Here is a 15,058-nt window from a genome sequence, read left to right as displayed (position 1 = left end):
AGGGCTGGATATGCGTCGGGAGTACTTGGGGAAAGAGGTGCCGCACAGCGGTGATACCGGGAAAGTAGAGCGTGGGTTCTCATTGATCGAGCTGGTTGTGACCGTCGCGGTCCTGGCCATTCTTGTGGCAATGGCAGTGCCCAGTTTTACTTCGCTGATCAATTCCAACCGGTTGACCTCACAGGCAAATGACCTGGTGGCGTCATTGCAGTTGGCGCGCTCGGAAGCCGTGCGTCGGAACCGCTCGGTGACGTTGTGCAGGACAACTAACGGAACCGCCTGTGCCGGAGCTGTGGGCAAGTGGGATCGCTGGATTGCGGTGGTACCAACGGCGGCCGGTGCGGTTGAAGTGCTGCGTGACAGCTCCATCAAGCAGCCACTGCAGATCACTTCGGCGGTGGATCGAATTACCTTCCGGCCTGACGGATTGGCACGGGACGCCGGCGGTGCACTGCTGGTAACCAGCTTGAACGTGTGCATGGCTACTTCAACGCCGGCGCAGAACCAGCGTGTACTGGCAGTGGGTTCGGGTAGCCGCATGTCAATCACGAGTGCGTCCGGTGCTGGGGCATGTCCTTAATGAAATGCCGTAATTACAGGAGTCAAGAAATGTCCTTGCAGCGCTCGGTTGCCCCGGGCCGGACCCGCCAGCATGGCGCCGGTCTGCTTGAGGTACTTATTGCGGTGTTGATCATGGGTATCGGAATGTTGGGCGTCGCTGCGATGCAGGCGACTGCATTGCGGAACAGTCAAGGCGCTCTGGAGCGTAGCCAGGCAGTCGTGCAGAGCTACTCCATTCTGGATGCGATGCGCGCCAACCGGGATGCAGTCGTAACCGGTAGCTACAACACCGCCGGACTTGCCTGTGTGGCGCCAGCTGCAGGTTCACTGGCACAGACTGATGTGCGACTTTGGATCACCTCGCTCAAAGCGACGCTGGGGGATGGGGCCGCCACGTGCGGCGGGGTCAACTGCAATGGCACCGACTGCTCCATCACGGTCCAGTGGGACGACAGTCGCTCGTCCGATGGGGCTGCCGCAGGCAGTGCCACCTCGCAGATCATTACCAGGGCCCGGCTATGAAGAAGCGCTCATCCTTTGGTTTGTTTGCTGCTCCGGGCAAGATGCGGGGGCTTACGCTTGTTGAGTTGATGATTGCCCTCCTGCTCGGGCTGCTGGTAGTGGGCGCGGCCATCGGGATATTCCTGTCAAACAAGCGCGCCTACGCCACCACCGAAGGACTCGGTCGGGTGCAGGAGAATGTAAGGACGGCCTTTGAGTTGATGGCGCGTGATATCCGCGAGGCCGGAGGCAATCCTTGCGATGTGGATCTTCCCGTTGCGAACGTGATCATCAATGGTGCCACCCAGTGGTGGACGAACTGGGGCGTGGGCCTGCAAGGGTATGACCAGGGGGCGTTGCCGGGCAGTCTGGCGGGGACTGATGCCATCCAGTTGCTTTCAGCCGGCGATGAATCGGTAACGGTTACCGGGCACGCTGGGACCACCTTTACCGTCGCTGCGCATCCTTATGTGGCGGGCGAAAACTTGATGGTTTGCGATACGCAGCAGATGGCGCTTTTCAAGGCCTCCAGTGTGGCGGGTACGACGATCGGCCACGCGTCATCCGGTGGTAATTGCAGCGACAGCCTGGGAACGGTGCCCGCGGCGTGCGCCGCAGGTGCACCAGCGTATCTCTACAAGGAGAATGCCGTGATCAGCCAGCTGCATGCGTCGCGCTGGTACATCGCAGGCAATGGGCGCGGCGGCACTTCGCTTTATCAGGCCACCAATGGCGCCGCGGGACAGGAGGTCGCAGAGGGTGTCTCCAACCTGCAGCTTACCTATCTGCAACCTGACGCCGACGCTTCCAATTATGTGGCGGCGGATGCCGTCACCAATTGGGGGCAGGTCCGTGCCGTGCGAATTGTCCTTGGGCTGACGGGTACCGAATTACTGGGGACCGATGGGCAGCCTTTGCGCCGGCAGCTTGAGCACGTTGTTACTTTACGGAATCGGAATCTATGAACAGCGCCTTGTTTCGCAAGAGTTGGCGTAGTCAGCGGGGCGTCTCGCTGGTTGTCGTGCTGTTGCTTTTGCTGGTGATGACCTTGCTGGGTCTTGCTGTGCTCAGAAGTACCCTGCTTGAAGAAAAAATGAGCGCCAATCTCTATGACCGCAGCCTGGCCTTTCAAGGCGCGGAATCTGCGCTGAGGCAGGCCGAAGTGTTGGTGAGGGATAACGCGCGGGCTGGCGTGACGATCGGCTATGACTGCTCGCTTCCAGGGCGTTCCTGTCCGGTGGTGCCGGTTAATACCTATAGCGGGAATGTCGCAGGATGTGCAGCCAACGACCAGAACTGCTGGATTGACGGGACTACGCAGCAGGCCATTTCGGCAGGTGCGCCGCAGTATTACATCGAGTATTTCGGCAAGCGCGATAGCACCGACACCTTGAGCCTGGGCTCAAGCGCAAATGCCAACCAGTATGGCGGCGGCGGCGGGGTGCAACTTGAGTCTTTCTATCGGATCACTGCCCGCAGTTCCGATCCTGCGCAGGCTGCGGATCGTGCGCTTGTGGTGCTCAAATCCAACATCGTGGTCAAGTGACTAGGCTGCATTCGCTCACGTCGGCGTCCTCCGAGCTCGCCATGAGGTCTATATGAAAACCAATTCCGCAATAAAAAAGAAACTCCAGGCGAATTTCATGTCCAGGGGGTTCGCATTCCTTGTTGGTGCACTCGCGGGGCTCAGCTCGATGTCCGCCAGCTCGGTGGAGATCGCGCAGGCGCCGCTTTATATTGGCAGCGAAGTTCCAGGTAATCTTGCTCTTGTTCCTTCGGTAGAATACCCGACAATCGATAGCCAGGCGAATATCGGAAATTATGACAATTCCCGAAATTATATGGGCTATTTTGATGCCAAAAAGTGCTATGGCTATAATTATGATAGTGACGAGAGTAAGCGCTATTTTTACCCGGTAAAGGTTGTAAATGGGCGCGACTGCACGGGTGATGGCTTGTGGAGTGGTAACTATCTTAGCTGGGTGGCAACGCAAACAATCGACCCGTTCCGTCTCGCGCTAACCGGTGGTGACCGGGTAAAGGACACGGTGGATGAAACCTGGCTCCAGAAGGCCCGGCATGATGGACAGGGGGAATATAAGGATCGTCGTCTTCCGGGAAGTGGCGATAATGCCGCGCTGGTAAAACAGGTTACTGCTTCGAATTGGAAAAATATCACTGTCAGAATTCAAGGCCTTGGTAATAAGATGAATTTTACCAATACCGGTACTGTGAATAGTGGCACTGTAGTTGACTACAATCCATCAAAGCACCTATTGAATGACAGTGATAGTAAGGTTGTGTACCAAGTTAGTGTGCGTGTAAAAGTTTGTGTTGCTGGTATGCTTGAAGATAATTGCGTTAAATACTCTGGTGGATACAAGCCTGAGGGGTTGGTGCAGGAGTATTCGCAGAAGATTCGTTTCAGTATATTTGGCTACCTTAATGATTCCACTACCGCTCGAGATGGTGGTGTGATGCGTGCGCGACAGAAGTTTGTGGGCCCGAATTCTCACTATCCGGAATTGGGTGTGGTCGCGAATTCTGCGGCTGAATGGAATCCGGTTACTGGGCAGCTTATTGATAATCCGGATGGCGTGGATGCTAAGAATACTGATGCTGCGGTTGTTAATAGTGGTGTCATAAATTATTTGAACAAGTTTGGCCGAATGACTCCGAAGGTTCCGAAGTCATATGATCCGGTAAGTGAGCTCTATTATGCGGCCATCCGCTACTTCAAAAATCTGGGCAATGTTTCGCAGTACTCAAATATGACTGGCAGTGCGGATGCCAAATACCAGTTGGCTGATGGGTTTCCTGTTATAACGGCGTGGGATGATCCCATTCGATATAGCTGCCAGGTAAACGCCATTCTGGGAATTGGCGACGTAAATACGCACGTCGATGGCAATCTTCCGGGTAGTACCTATCGCGGAAATGAGCCAGCTACTCCAGCTTTGGTTGCTGCGGATAAAACCGTTGATGTGTCTGTCATGACCAACAAGGTGTTTGTCATGGAAGGAATTAATAAGAAGGCCTCGGACCAGTTTACCGGGCGGAATAATACGGCATATATTGCCGGTCTGGCCTATGATTCCCATACGAGGGATATTCGCCCGGATGACGCTGCGGTTCCGCAGACAAAAGGAAAGCAGACCGTCTCCACTTATTGGGTGGATGTCCGTGAAAATCAGGTTCTTCTAGGCAAGGCCAGTAACCAGTATTGGCTGGCGGCCAAATATGGTGGCTTCAACGTACCAGCCGGATTTGATCCGGATACCCGTACCGCCGCTCTTCCGGATTCGCTGTGGACAACGACGGGTGACGTGCTGTCCACCGGTGATAAGCGTCCTGACAACTTCTATGTAGCCAGCGAAGCGGACAAGATGGTGGAAAGTCTGACGCTTGCGTTCAAGAACATCATTCAGGAAATGCAGGGCTCCGGCAGCTCGTTCGCCAGCAACACGACCAAGTTGGAGGCCGGGGCAATGACCTATCAGGCCCAATTCTATGGCGGTAGCTGGGGTGGTGAGTTGACCGGGTATAACGTCAATGTTTCTACCGACGATAAAGCGCCCGCACTGACTGCAGCATGGTCAGCCACAAGTCAATTTCCGTTGTGGGGGCCACTCAATAGCACGGTAGTGGGTGGCAAGGCTGCGCGTAAAATATTCTTTGCCAATGGTGCTTCGCTGAATAGCTTTGAAGCCGGAAAGCTTGGTGGCACCCCGCTGGCATCCGCAAGTGCGGACGAAATCAATTATTTGCGTGGCGACCGATCCAAGGAAGCACCCGCGGGCAAGTTTCGTGCGCGCCGCAGTGTCCTGGGTGACATTGTGAATTCACAGCCGGTATATGTGGGCACTCCAAACAGTCGTCTTTATCTTGGCCAGTCATTCTCGGGTGCATCGACCTACGCTTCGTTTGTGGCGGCTAATACCTCCAGCAGCCGCATCCCGGTGGTCTATGTGGGTGCGAACGATGGCATGCTGCACGCGTTTAATGCCAATACCGGTGCGGAGGTGTTTGCTTTCGTGCCCACCGCGTCGATGGGTAAGTTGATCGGTGCCAAGGGATATACCGATCCCGATTATCCGCATAGCTATACGGTGGATGGTGATCTGACTGTTGCCGATGTGTATACGGGCGGGTCCTGGAAGACCGTGTTGGTGGGCAGTCTGGGGCGTGGTGGCCGCGGCCTGTTCGCGCTGAACGTAACCAATCCCACCGCACCTTCACTGTTGTGGGAAAAGAGCGCCACCGATATTCCGGCGTTGGGTAACAACCTTGGGCAGCCGATCATTGCGCAGCTTGCGGATGGTGACTGGAGGGTGCTGGTTGGCAATGGGCCCAACAGTACGGGCCAGCGCGCGCAGCTGGTGATGGTCAGTCTGACGAATGGCGCCGTATCCACCATTGATACTGGGGTGGGGTCGGATAACGGGTTGTCGGGTATCAATGCGTGGTCGTCAAACAACAGCGGCTTTGTCGATACAGTCTATGCTGGCGACAATCTTGGGAATATGTGGAAGTTCACCGGCCTGACCGGTGCGGGTGCCTCCCAGAAGCTGTTCGCTGCGGGGGCTTCGCAGCCCATTACCGCGACTCCGCTGGTGGCCAAGAATCCTGCCACTGCGGAAACGTGGGTATTTTTTGGAACTGGTCGTTATCTGAGCTCCGCCGATATCGCCAGCAAGGCGGTGCAGAGCTGGTATGGGATAATAGATAAGGGTGCCTTGCCTGTCAGTAAGGCCAATCTGCGCAGCACGGCGATTCTTGCTGAAGGGTCTGTCAAAGGCGTCAACGCCAGAGCACTGGAGTCCTATGCTACCGCTGGCTTGAACGGCTGGTATCTGGATCTGGTGTCACCTGGTACTGGTGGTCAGCGCGGTGAGCGTATGGTCGAGCCGAATTTCTTCCAGGGACTGGCGTTGATCGGCACCACCCGCATACCGGACTCGAATGATGTCTGCAGTCCCAGTGGTACCGGCTTTACCATGGCCATTTCGCCGTTTACCGGCGGTCGGCTCGCGCAGACATTCTTTGATGTCAATGGCGATGGGGCGTTTAACAGTGGTGATACTTTGAACGGAGTGCCGGTGTCGGGCATTGGTTATGACAGCAGCCCGAACAACCCGATTTTCCTGGGTGACACCATGTATACCGGCTTGGATGATGGTAGTAGCAAAGTGATCAAGACCAACGCGTCCTCCATGAATGTCCGGCGTGTTTCGTGGCGTGAACTTATCAGGGAGTGACTGAGATGATGATTCCGATGATCAAAGGGGGGCGCGATAGCGACTCCCTGTTGCCGGCGCGGTCCAGGGTGGCTGGGTTTACCTTGATCGAGTTGATGGTCGTGGTGGCGATCGTGGCGATTCTCTCCGCCATCGCGTTACCCAGCTATCAGGCGCATGTAATAAAAACCCGGCGTGCGACTGCTGCTGCATGCTTGCAGGAACGAGCGCAATTCATGGAGCGCTTTTACACGACTAATATGACTTACGCGAATGCCCCAGCGCCGGCACAGTGTGGGCAGGGTGTGGACGATTTTTATGTGATTGCTTTCAGTGCTGCGCCGGCTGCGAAAACTTACGCCATCACTGCGACGCCTACTGCCAAGCAGAAGGATGGAAAGTGCGGGACGCTATCCATTGATGCCAAGGGTGCTCGTGGCAAGACCGGCACGGCGGCTACTGCGGGTGAGTGCTGGTAATGCCAAAGAGGCACTTGCGCTGATCATTCCGCAAGTGAGCGTCACCGAGGCGCCCACTTGTAGAAGGTGCAAAAAAAAAACCTGCCGTAAGGCAGGTTTTTTCATTTGGCGCCCGAAGTTGGACTCGAACCAACGACCCCCTGATTAACAGTCAAGTGCTCTAACCGGCTGAGCTATTCGGGCGAGGTGCGCATTGTATTGGTGCATGTAGGGATGTGCAATAGCCGCAGCGCGGTCATGGATGTTCCCGCCTACGGGCAAGGCGTCGGTTGTGTCGGGCGGGCGAGTCGCGCGCGGCCCGCATTGTTGATGATGATCTGGTTCAACAGCCGTTTTTGCGTGCAGATGCTTACGGTGAGGTTGCTCCCCGAACTCCTCCCGTCCTGCAGATAGCGGACCTGCGGTCGGCCGGTGGTTGAGGTGATGCTGATGCCGGTATTCGTAGCTCTCGATTCCTTCCAGATGATGTCGCTGGCACTGTCGGGGCGCTTGTTTCCGCGGGGGTCGAAAAATACGATCCAGCCGGAGCTCCAGTCGGAGCCGGCAATGCAGGTGCTCATATCGGCGGATGGGCAGACCGAGGTGGTCGCGCGGTGAGTCACCGCGTGGGTGCGCGCCAGATGCAGATGGGTGACGAGCAGGTTGGTGGCGGCGATGCCACGTTGGCGACGGCTGAACTCGCTCAGGGAGGGTGCGGCGATCGCCAGGGTGACCGACAGGATGGCGACGGTGATGAGGGCTTCGATCAGCGTGAACCCGTTGCCCGGGAAGCGGCCGTCAGGTGGCGTCCTTGCCATGATCCTTCCTGGATTTGCCCTGTATCCGGGCACATGGGCATGTTGCGTTCCCGCTTCGGGCCCGCCATTCGGGCGAGGGCGGGTTGGCGGGTAGGGAAGTTCCTTGTCCGGCTGTCATCCGCAGGCTCGCTATACTTGACAACCCCCGCCGTTGACGTCGCCATGACCGACCGTTTCGAGCTCGTTTCCCCGTATTCGCCGGCAGGTGACCAGCCCGCGGCCATCGACAAGCTGGTTGCCAGCTTCGAGGCAGGGGTGGCCAAGCAGACGCTGCTGGGCGTCACCGGGTCCGGCAAGACCTACACGATCGCCAACGTGATCCAGCAGGTACAGAAGCCGACACTGGTGATGGCGCCAAACAAGACGTTGGCCGCGCAGCTGTACGGTGAGTTCAAGGCGTTCTTTCCGCACAACGCGGTGGAGTATTTCGTCAGCTATTACGACTACTACCAGCCCGAGGCCTATGTGCCGTCGTCGGACACCTTCATCGAGAAGGACAGTTCGATCAACGAGCACATCGAACAGATGCGGCTGGCAGCGACCAAGACGCTGTTGTCGCGGCCGGACGCGATTGTGGTGGCAACGGTGTCGGCGATCTATGGCCTTGGCGCTCCGGAGGACTATCTGTCGATGCGGCTGATCCTGTCCAAGGGCGAGCGCATCGATCAACGCGACCTGATCAGGCATCTGACGCAGTTGCAGTACACGCGCAACGAGTACGAGTTGCACCGCGGTACGTTCCGCGTACGTGGCGAAGTGATCGATGTGTTCCCGGCCGAGCTGGACGGTGAGGCGGTGCGCATCGAGCTGTTCGATGGCGAGGTGGAACAGCTGAGCATGTTCGATCCGCTGACCGGCGAAAGCCTGCGCAAGATGATGCGTTACACCATCTACCCCAAGACCCATTACGCCACCACGCGCGAACGCGTGCTGGCCGCGGTGGAAACGATCAAGGTGGAAGCGAAGGAGCGGGTGGAGCAGCTCTATTCGCAGAACAAACTGGTCGAGGCGCAGCGGCTGGCCCAGCGCACCCAGTTCGACCTGGAAATGATGGCCGAGGTCGGCTACTGCAACGGCATCGAGAACTACTCGCGGCACCTGACCGGCAAGGCGCCCGGGGAACCGCCGCCGACCCTGTTCGACTACCTGCCGGCCGATGCATTGCTGGTGGTCGACGAATCGCACGTGACGGTGCCGCAGGTCGGTGCCATGTACAAGGGCGACCGCTCGCGCAAGGAGACGCTGGTGGAGTTCGGTTTCCGCCTGCCTTCCGCGCTGGACAACCGGCCGCTGCGGTTCGAGGAATGGGAGGCGCGCTCGCCGCGCAGCATCTATGTGTCGGCCACACCGGGGCCATACGAGTTGCGTGAATCCGGCGGCGAGATCACCGAGCTGGTGGTGCGGCCCACTGGATTGATCGATCCGGTGGTGGAGATCCGCCCGGTTGGCACCCAGGTCGATGACGTGATGTCCGAGGTGCACGAGCGCATCAAGCTGGGCGACCGCGTGCTGGTCACCACGCTGACCAAGCGCATGGCCGAGAACCTGACCGAATACCTGGGCGAGCACGGCATTCGCGTGCGTTACCTGCATTCGGACGTGGACACGGTGGAGCGGGTGGAGATCATCCGCGATCTGCGTCTGGGCAAGTTCGATGTGCTGGTCGGCATCAACCTGTTGCGCGAGGGTCTGGACATGCCGGAGGTGTCGCTGGTCGCCATTCTGGACGCCGACAAGGAGGGCTTTCTGCGCTCGACCGGCTCGTTGATCCAGACCATCGGTCGCGCGGCACGCAACGTGCGTGGCAAGGCCATCCTGTATGCGGACCGGATAACGCGTTCAATGCAGGCGGCGATCGATGAGACCGACCGCCGTCGCGCCAAACAGGTCGAGTACAACGAAGCGCACGGCATCGTGCCCAAGTCGGTGGCGCGGCCGATCGTGGACATCCTGGAAGGGGCGCGCACGGAGGCGGGCGGTGACAGCCGTTCCGGCAAGGGGCGCGGGCGGCGTGTGGCCGAAGAAACGACGGATTACCGCTCGCTTGGACCGGCGCAGGTCGCCGCCCGGCTCAAGGCGCTGGAGCAGCAGATGTACCAGCACGCGCGTGATCTCGAGTTCGAGGAGGCGGCGCGCATCCGTGACCAGATCCGGCAGCTGAAGGAGGCCAGCCTGGGCTGAGGCGGAAAGATTGCTGAAATTTTGCGAAAGCTATTGTTCTTCGCAAACGGCTGGACTAAGATACGCGCCCCGCAACGCACAATTCATTGCGGGAATACGGGCGGTTAGCTCAGCGGTAGAGCACTACCTTGACATGGTAGGGGTCACAAGTTCGAACCTTGTACCGCCCACCACTTCAGTTCGGAATATCGGGCGGGAAGTGGGTATCGAAAAAGCCGGCCATCGTGCCGGTTTTTTGTTGCCTCGGGAAAAGTGATGGGGCTGCCTGCGTTGGCGTTGTGCGTGTTGCCTTGCCGGCGCCACTTACAGTTATTCGCGATCAGCGAGGGCGCGCGGGTCTTCGTCGCGCCCATAGCCGGCGCATCGACCGGCCGCGGTGGCAGGCGCCCGCGGCGCAGGTAGGCTTCAGGCCGGTTGCGGCGCATTCATGCCTTGATTGGTTTAAGATCATTGCCTCCGCAGCAAGGCAACAAGGTGGCCCGCGCCAAGCGCCGGCCGAGCGTGTGACATGAGCACTACCACCGTCCACCGCTGAGTACTGCCGACGGCCGCTGACAACAGGCGCCCGCGTGGCGCCTTTTTTATTCGCCACGCGCTTCCCCTTCGAATCCATATTCCCTGGCCCATTACGCGGGCCATCAGCCAAAGCACAGACATGATCGCGATCACGCTCCCCGACGGCAGCCGCCGTGAGTTCGAAAACCCCGTCAGTGTCATGGACGTCGCCCAGTCGATCGGCGCCGGCCTGGCCAAGGCCACCATCGCCGGCTCGGTGGACGGTGTGCTGGTGGATGCCGTTGATGTCATCGACCACGATGCCAGCCTGCGCATCATCACCGCCAAGGACGAGGAGGGCGTCGAGATCATTCGCCATTCCTGCGCCCACCTGGTTGGCCATGCGGTCAAGCAGCTGTATCCGGAGGTGAAGATGGTGATCGGCCCGGTCATCGCCGAAGGCTTCTACTACGACATCTACTCCGAACGCCCGTTCACCCCGGAGGACATGGCTGCGATTGAAAAGCGCATGGCCGAGCTGATCGCGCAGGACTACGACGTCATCAAGAAAGTGACGCCGCGCGCGGAGGTCGTCGAGATCTTCCAGGCGCGGGGCGAGGACTACAAGCTGCGCCTGATCGAGGACATGTCCGCCGACATCCAGGCCATGGGCATGTACTACCACCAGGAATACGTGGACATGTGCCGCGGCCCGCACGTGCCCAACACGCGTTTTCTGAAAGCGTTCAAGCTGACCCGCATTTCCGGTGCCTACTGGCGCGGTGATGCCAAGAACGAGCAGCTGCAGCGCATCTACGGCACCGCCTGGGCCGACAAGAAGCAGCTGGAGGCCTACATCAAACGCATCGAAGAAGCCGAAATGCGCGACCACCGCCGCATCGGCAAGCAGCAGGAGTTGTTCCATCTGCAGGAAGAAGCGCCGGGCCTGGTGTTCTGGCACCCCAAGGGCTGGGCGCTGTGGCAGGTGGTCGAGCAGTACATGCGCAAGGTCTATCGCGACAGCGGCTACGGCGAAGTGCGCTGCCCGCAGATCCTGGATGTATCGCTGTGGCAGAAGTCCGGCCATTGGGACAACTACCAGGAAAACATGTTCTTCACCGAGTCGGAAAAGCGCACCTATGCGCTCAAGCCGATGAATTGCCCGGGCCACGTGCAGGTGTTCAACCAGGGCCTGCACAGCTACCGCGACCTGCCGATCCGCTATGGCGAATTCGGCGCCTGCCATCGCAATGAGCCGTCGGGCGCGTTGCACGGCATCCTGCGCGTGCGTGGTTTCACCCAGGACGATGGCCACATCTTCTGCACCGAGAGCCAGATCGAAGCCGAAGTCACCGCGTTCCACCGGCAGGCGCTGGCGGTGTATGCCGCGTTCGGTTTCGACGATATCCAGATCAAGATCGCGCTGCGCCCGGAAAAGCGCCTGGGCGATGACGACACCTGGGACAAGGCCGAAGGCGCGCTGCGCGCGGCGCTGTCCAGCTGCGGCGTCGAGTGGCAGGAGTTGCCGGGCGAGGGGGCGTTCTATGGTCCCAAGATCGAGTACCACCTCAAGGACGCGATCGGTCGTACCTGGCAGCTGGGCACGATGCAGGTCGATTTCATGATGCCCGGCCGCTTGGGCGCCGAGTACGTGGACGAGAACAGCCAGAAGAAGCATCCGGTCATGCTGCACCGCGCAATCGTCGGTTCGATGGAGCGCTTCATCGGTATTTTGATCGAGCATCACGCTGGCGCATTCCCCGCCTGGCTGGCGCCGACCCAGGTGGTGGTGGCCAACATCACCGACGCACAGGCCGATTACGGCGACGATGTGCGCAAAACCCTTGCGGGGCAAGGCTTCCGCGTGATCGCCGATTTGCGTAACGAGAAAATCGGCCGTAAAATCCGCGAGCACACGCTGCAGCGGGTGCCCTATCTGCTGGTGATCGGTGATCGCGAGAAGGAGGAGGGTGCCGTGGCCGTGCGCACGCGGGCGGGTGAGGATCTGGGTACGATGTCTGTCCAGGCCTTCATTGGCCGCTTGCAGGCCGAGCGGACGTTGTAAGCTGCAGCAAGCTAAAGCCCGGCCCTGGTAGAGAGCTCTGCTGGGGCCGGTTCGATTCCACTGGGAGATTGCAACATCAGTACCCCTGACAACAAACAGAACCGCAAGAATCAGGAAATCCGTGTGCCGCGCGTGCGCGTGATCGGTAGCGACGGTGAAATGCTCGGCGTGTTGACGCGCGACGAAGCACTGTCGAAGGCTGAGGAGGAAGGTCTGGATCTGGTCGAGATCCAGCCGCAGGCCGATCCGCCGGTGTGCAAGATCATGGACTTTGGCAAGTTCAAGTTCGAAGCGCAGAAGAAAGCGAACGAAGCCAAGAAGAAGACCAAGCAGGTCGAGATCAAGGAAGTCAAATTCCGTCCGGTCACCGATGACGGGGACTACCAGATCAAGCTGCGCAAGATGCGCGGTTTTCTGGAAGATGGCGACAAGATCAAGGTCAACATCCGCTTCCGTGGCCGTGAGATGAGTCACCAGGAGCTGGGGCGTGAAATGGCGGCCCGCATCGAAAGTGATCTTGGTGAGGACATCGTGATCGAGTCGCGTCCGCGCCTGGAAGGCCGGCAGATGGTCATGATGATTGCGCCGAAAAAGAAGTGAAGTCTGTGCGGCGCCGTGCCGCCGCTTCGCAGCCGCCCGGCGTCCCGCGTCCGGGCCGGCTTCGCGGAAAAGGGTGTTTCAGCGCCTTTTCCATTTCCCTGTTGGCAGCGGTAGCCGCCCCGTGACCTCGGTGATGCCTTTTGGCGCCGATGATTGCAAGGTGGTGTGGCCGCAGGCATAATAGGCGGCCCGGTTTTCCGGGTTTGTTGTTTGAGTTTCAACAGGACCTGCCTCGATCCTCCAGGGATCCGGGGCTTACAAGCAGGCAAGGGCACGGACGGAAAGTGTGGCAATGCCACCGCCCTGGTCAGTAAAAAAAACACCATCAAGGACATAGCAATGCCCAAGATCAAGACCAACCGGGCGGCGGCCAAGCGTTTCCGCAAGACCGCCTCCGGGAAGTACAAGTGCGGCCACGCCAACCGTAGCCACATCCTCACGAAGAAAGCGACCAAGCGGAAGCGGAACCTGCGTCAGACGAATCACGTCCGCGCAGAAGACGCAGGCCGTCTGGACCGTATGCTTCCCTACCTCTGAGGACTGAACCATGGCACGAGTAAAGCGTGGTGTGCAGGCGCGTCGCCGCCACAAGAAAGTATTGGATCTGGCAAAGGGTTATTACAACGCCCGTCGCAAGGTCTTCCGTGTTGCCAAGCAGGCCGTCATCAAGGCACAGCAGTACGCCTACATTGGCCGTAAGCAGAAGAAGCGCAATTTCCGTTCGTTGTGGATCGTCCGTATCAATGCGGCGGCCCGTATCAATGGTCTGAGCTACAGCCGTTTCATGAACGGCATGCTGAAGGCTGGCATTACCCTGGATCGCAAGGTGCTGGCGGATATCGCCGTGCACGATGCGGCCGGTTTTGCCGCGCTGGCTGAGAAAGCCAAGAGCGCTCTGGCGGCATAAGTCCATGCCCCGCCGCTGCCGTTCACGCGCAGCGGTTTGAGGGTGAGGCAATGCATGGGGAAGGGCGCAAGTCCTTCCCCATTCTTTTTTGTATTGGTCGATGCGCGAGCAGCGTGCCGATCAGGCAGCGGTGGCGACGGGTGTCGGCCCGGCGCAGATCGCGATGGCAAACCGACTCGAGGTTCCGTCGATCCATGAGTGACATCCAATCCCTGACGGCCCAGGCGCTGGCCGACGTGGCTGCGGCACAAAGCCCGGAAGTGCTGGAAAACCTGCGCGTTGCCCTGCTGGGCAAAAGCGGCAGCATCACCGCCCAGCTCAAGCAACTGGGAGCGCTGCCAGCCGATGGGCGCAAAGCGGCCGGCGAGGCCATCAACCGTGCCCGCGATGCGGTTTCCACCGCGTTGAGCGAGCGCAAGACGCTGCTGGAAGACGCCGCACTGGATGCGCGCCTGGCGGCCGAATCGATCGATGTCACCCTGCCGGGACGGCAGGGCGAACGCGGCGGCCTGCATCCGGTGACGCGTGCGCTGGAGCGCATCACCGGCATCTTCGGCCGGTTGGGTTACGAATTGTCCGAAGGCCCGGAGATCGAGGACGACTGGCACAACTTCGAAGCGTTGAATTTTCCGCCGCACCATCCGGCGCGCGCGATGCACGACACGTTCTATTTTGGCGATGGCCGCCTGCTGCGTACGCACACCTCCGGGGTGCAGGTGCGCTACATGGGCGAGCACGCGCCGCCGCTGCGGATGATCGCCGCGGGCAAGGTCTATCGCAGTGACAGCGACCAGACCCATTCGCCGATGTTCCACCAGGTTGAAGGCCTGCTGGTGGATGAACATTCGACCTTTGCCGACCTCAAGGGCACGTTGTCCGAGTTCGTGCGTGCGTTCTTCGAGCGCGACTTCGAAATGCGGTTCCGCCCGAGCTATTTCCCGTTCACCGAGCCGTCGGCCGAAGTTGATATCGCCTGGCAGCAGGAGGATGGCAGCACCCGCTGGCTGGAGGTGCTGGGCTGCGGCATGGTCCACCCGAATGTGCTGCGCAACGTCGGCATCGATCCGGAGCGCTACACCGGCTTCGCCTTTGGGCTCGGGGTGGAGCGTTTTGCGATGCTGCGCTATGGGGTGAACGACCTGCGCGCGTTCTTCGAGAACGACGTGCGGTTCCTGCGGCAGTTCGCGTAAGCGGCCGCACGATACATCGGGATGCGTGGCCCCGGGCGCGTGGCG

Annotated in this window: 13 protein-coding genes and 2 tRNA genes; 13 read left to right on the top strand and 2 right to left on the bottom strand. The window is 59.5% G+C overall.

Annotation, left to right across the window (positions count from 1 at the left end):
* Nucleotides 1–82: 82 nt before the first annotated feature.
* The 6 genes from QZH66_RS05460 to QZH66_RS05435 are packed head-to-tail and all read left to right on the top strand — an operon-like array spanning nucleotide 83 to nucleotide 6,778.
* Entirely contained in the window at nucleotides 83–580 is a 498-nt protein-coding gene (locus QZH66_RS05460; protein WP_305804944.1) for a GspH/FimT family pseudopilin, read from the top strand.
* A gap of 29 nt (nucleotides 581–609) precedes the next feature.
* Nucleotides 610–1,083: a type IV pilus modification protein PilV gene (pilV, locus tag QZH66_RS05455; RefSeq protein WP_305804943.1), complete on the top strand. Its 474-nt coding sequence runs from the start codon at nucleotides 610–612 to the stop codon at nucleotides 1,081–1,083.
* Nucleotides 1,080–2,027, top strand: a complete 948-nt coding sequence (locus QZH66_RS05450) for a PilW family protein (RefSeq protein ID WP_305804942.1) — start codon at nucleotides 1,080–1,082, stop codon at nucleotides 2,025–2,027. The genes pilV and QZH66_RS05450 overlap by 4 nt, the downstream gene beginning before the upstream one ends.
* Complete coding sequence (locus QZH66_RS05445; protein ID WP_305804941.1) at nucleotides 2,024–2,608, top strand: PilX N-terminal domain-containing pilus assembly protein; 585 nt, start codon at nucleotides 2,024–2,026, stop codon at nucleotides 2,606–2,608. Before QZH66_RS05450 ends, QZH66_RS05445 begins: the two co-directional genes overlap by 4 nt.
* A 52-nt stretch (nucleotides 2,609–2,660) precedes the next feature.
* Nucleotides 2,661–6,320 (top strand): PilC/PilY family type IV pilus protein, encoded by a 3,660-nt coding sequence (locus QZH66_RS05440; RefSeq protein WP_305804940.1) that lies wholly within the window; start codon nucleotides 2,661–2,663, stop codon nucleotides 6,318–6,320.
* An 8-nt stretch (nucleotides 6,321–6,328) separates the two neighbouring features.
* A complete protein-coding gene (locus QZH66_RS05435; RefSeq protein WP_345783826.1) occupies nucleotides 6,329–6,778 on the top strand; it encodes a type IV pilin protein in 450 nt (149 codons plus the stop codon).
* A gap of 106 nt (nucleotides 6,779–6,884) precedes the next feature.
* Here the strand turns inward: QZH66_RS05435 and QZH66_RS05430 are convergent.
* Both QZH66_RS05430 and QZH66_RS05425 read right to left on the bottom strand, forming a co-directional pair.
* Nucleotides 6,885–6,961 (bottom strand) — tRNA-Asn (locus QZH66_RS05430).
* A gap of 68 nt (nucleotides 6,962–7,029) precedes the next feature.
* A complete protein-coding gene (locus QZH66_RS05425; RefSeq protein ID WP_305804939.1) occupies nucleotides 7,030–7,575 on the bottom strand; it encodes a GspH/FimT family pseudopilin in 546 nt (181 codons plus the stop codon).
* 162 nt (nucleotides 7,576–7,737) lie between these two features.
* Here QZH66_RS05425 and uvrB point away from each other — a divergent pair, with 162 nt between their 5' ends.
* From uvrB to pheS, 7 genes are all read left to right on the top strand, one after another.
* Nucleotides 7,738–9,756: an excinuclease ABC subunit UvrB gene (gene uvrB / locus QZH66_RS05420; RefSeq protein WP_305804938.1), complete on the top strand. Its 2,019-nt coding sequence runs from the start codon at nucleotides 7,738–7,740 to the stop codon at nucleotides 9,754–9,756.
* 98 nt (nucleotides 9,757–9,854) lie between these two features.
* Nucleotides 9,855–9,929, top strand: a tRNA-Val gene (locus QZH66_RS05415).
* Between the two features lie 482 nt (nucleotides 9,930–10,411).
* A complete protein-coding gene (gene thrS, locus QZH66_RS05410) occupies nucleotides 10,412–12,316 on the top strand; it encodes a threonine--tRNA ligase (RefSeq protein ID WP_305804937.1) in 1,905 nt (634 codons plus the stop codon).
* Nucleotides 12,317–12,376: 60 nt separating this feature from the next.
* Nucleotides 12,377–12,916 carry a translation initiation factor IF-3 gene (gene infC, locus QZH66_RS05405; RefSeq protein WP_345783828.1) on the top strand — a complete coding sequence of 180 codons (540 nt, stop codon included), beginning with the start codon at nucleotides 12,377–12,379 and terminating at the stop codon, nucleotides 12,914–12,916.
* 339 nt (nucleotides 12,917–13,255) lie between these two features.
* Nucleotides 13,256–13,453 (top strand): 50S ribosomal protein L35, encoded by a 198-nt coding sequence (gene rpmI, locus QZH66_RS05400; protein ID WP_002811096.1) that lies wholly within the window; start codon nucleotides 13,256–13,258, stop codon nucleotides 13,451–13,453.
* A 10-nt stretch (nucleotides 13,454–13,463) separates the two neighbouring features.
* Nucleotides 13,464–13,823, top strand: a complete 360-nt coding sequence (gene rplT / locus QZH66_RS05395) for a 50S ribosomal protein L20 (RefSeq protein ID WP_305804936.1) — start codon at nucleotides 13,464–13,466, stop codon at nucleotides 13,821–13,823.
* 194 nt (nucleotides 13,824–14,017) lie between these two features.
* Nucleotides 14,018–15,013 carry a phenylalanine--tRNA ligase subunit alpha gene (gene pheS / locus QZH66_RS05390; protein WP_305804935.1) on the top strand — a complete coding sequence of 332 codons (996 nt, stop codon included), beginning with the start codon at nucleotides 14,018–14,020 and terminating at the stop codon, nucleotides 15,011–15,013.
* Nucleotides 15,014–15,058 lie beyond the last annotated feature (45 nt).

It is taken from the genome of Stenotrophomonas sp. YIM B06876, from assembly GCF_030711595.1.
Lineage (GTDB): Bacteria > Pseudomonadota > Gammaproteobacteria > Xanthomonadales > Xanthomonadaceae > Stenotrophomonas.
Note: the sequence above shows the minus strand (reverse complement) of the source record. Positions and strands in the feature narration are given on the sequence as shown.

Bases quoted from the DNA above. Each gene is read 5' to 3' on its own strand.
- rpmI (WP_002811096.1), top strand. From the start codon at position 13,256: ATGCCCAAGATCAAGACCAACCGGGCGGCGGCCAAGCGTTTCCGCAAG.
- rplT (WP_305804936.1), top strand. From the start codon at position 13,464: ATGGCACGAGTAAAGCGTGGTGTGCAGGCGCGTCGCCGCCACAAGAAA.
- QZH66_RS05450 (WP_305804942.1), top strand. From the start codon at position 1,080: ATGAAGAAGCGCTCATCCTTTGGTTTGTTTGCTGCTCCGGGCAAGATG.
- pilV (WP_305804943.1), top strand. From the start codon at position 610: ATGTCCTTGCAGCGCTCGGTTGCCCCGGGCCGGACCCGCCAGCATGGC.
- QZH66_RS05425 (WP_305804939.1), bottom strand. From the start codon at position 7,575: ATGGCAAGGACGCCACCTGACGGCCGCTTCCCGGGCAACGGGTTCACG.
- QZH66_RS05445 (WP_305804941.1), top strand. From the start codon at position 2,024: ATGAACAGCGCCTTGTTTCGCAAGAGTTGGCGTAGTCAGCGGGGCGTC.
- uvrB (WP_305804938.1), top strand. From the start codon at position 7,738: ATGACCGACCGTTTCGAGCTCGTTTCCCCGTATTCGCCGGCAGGTGAC.
- QZH66_RS05440 (WP_305804940.1), top strand. From the start codon at position 2,661: ATGAAAACCAATTCCGCAATAAAAAAGAAACTCCAGGCGAATTTCATG.
- QZH66_RS05435 (WP_345783826.1), top strand. From the start codon at position 6,329: ATGATTCCGATGATCAAAGGGGGGCGCGATAGCGACTCCCTGTTGCCG.
- pheS (WP_305804935.1), top strand. From the start codon at position 14,018: ATGAGTGACATCCAATCCCTGACGGCCCAGGCGCTGGCCGACGTGGCT.
- thrS (WP_305804937.1), top strand. From the start codon at position 10,412: ATGATCGCGATCACGCTCCCCGACGGCAGCCGCCGTGAGTTCGAAAAC.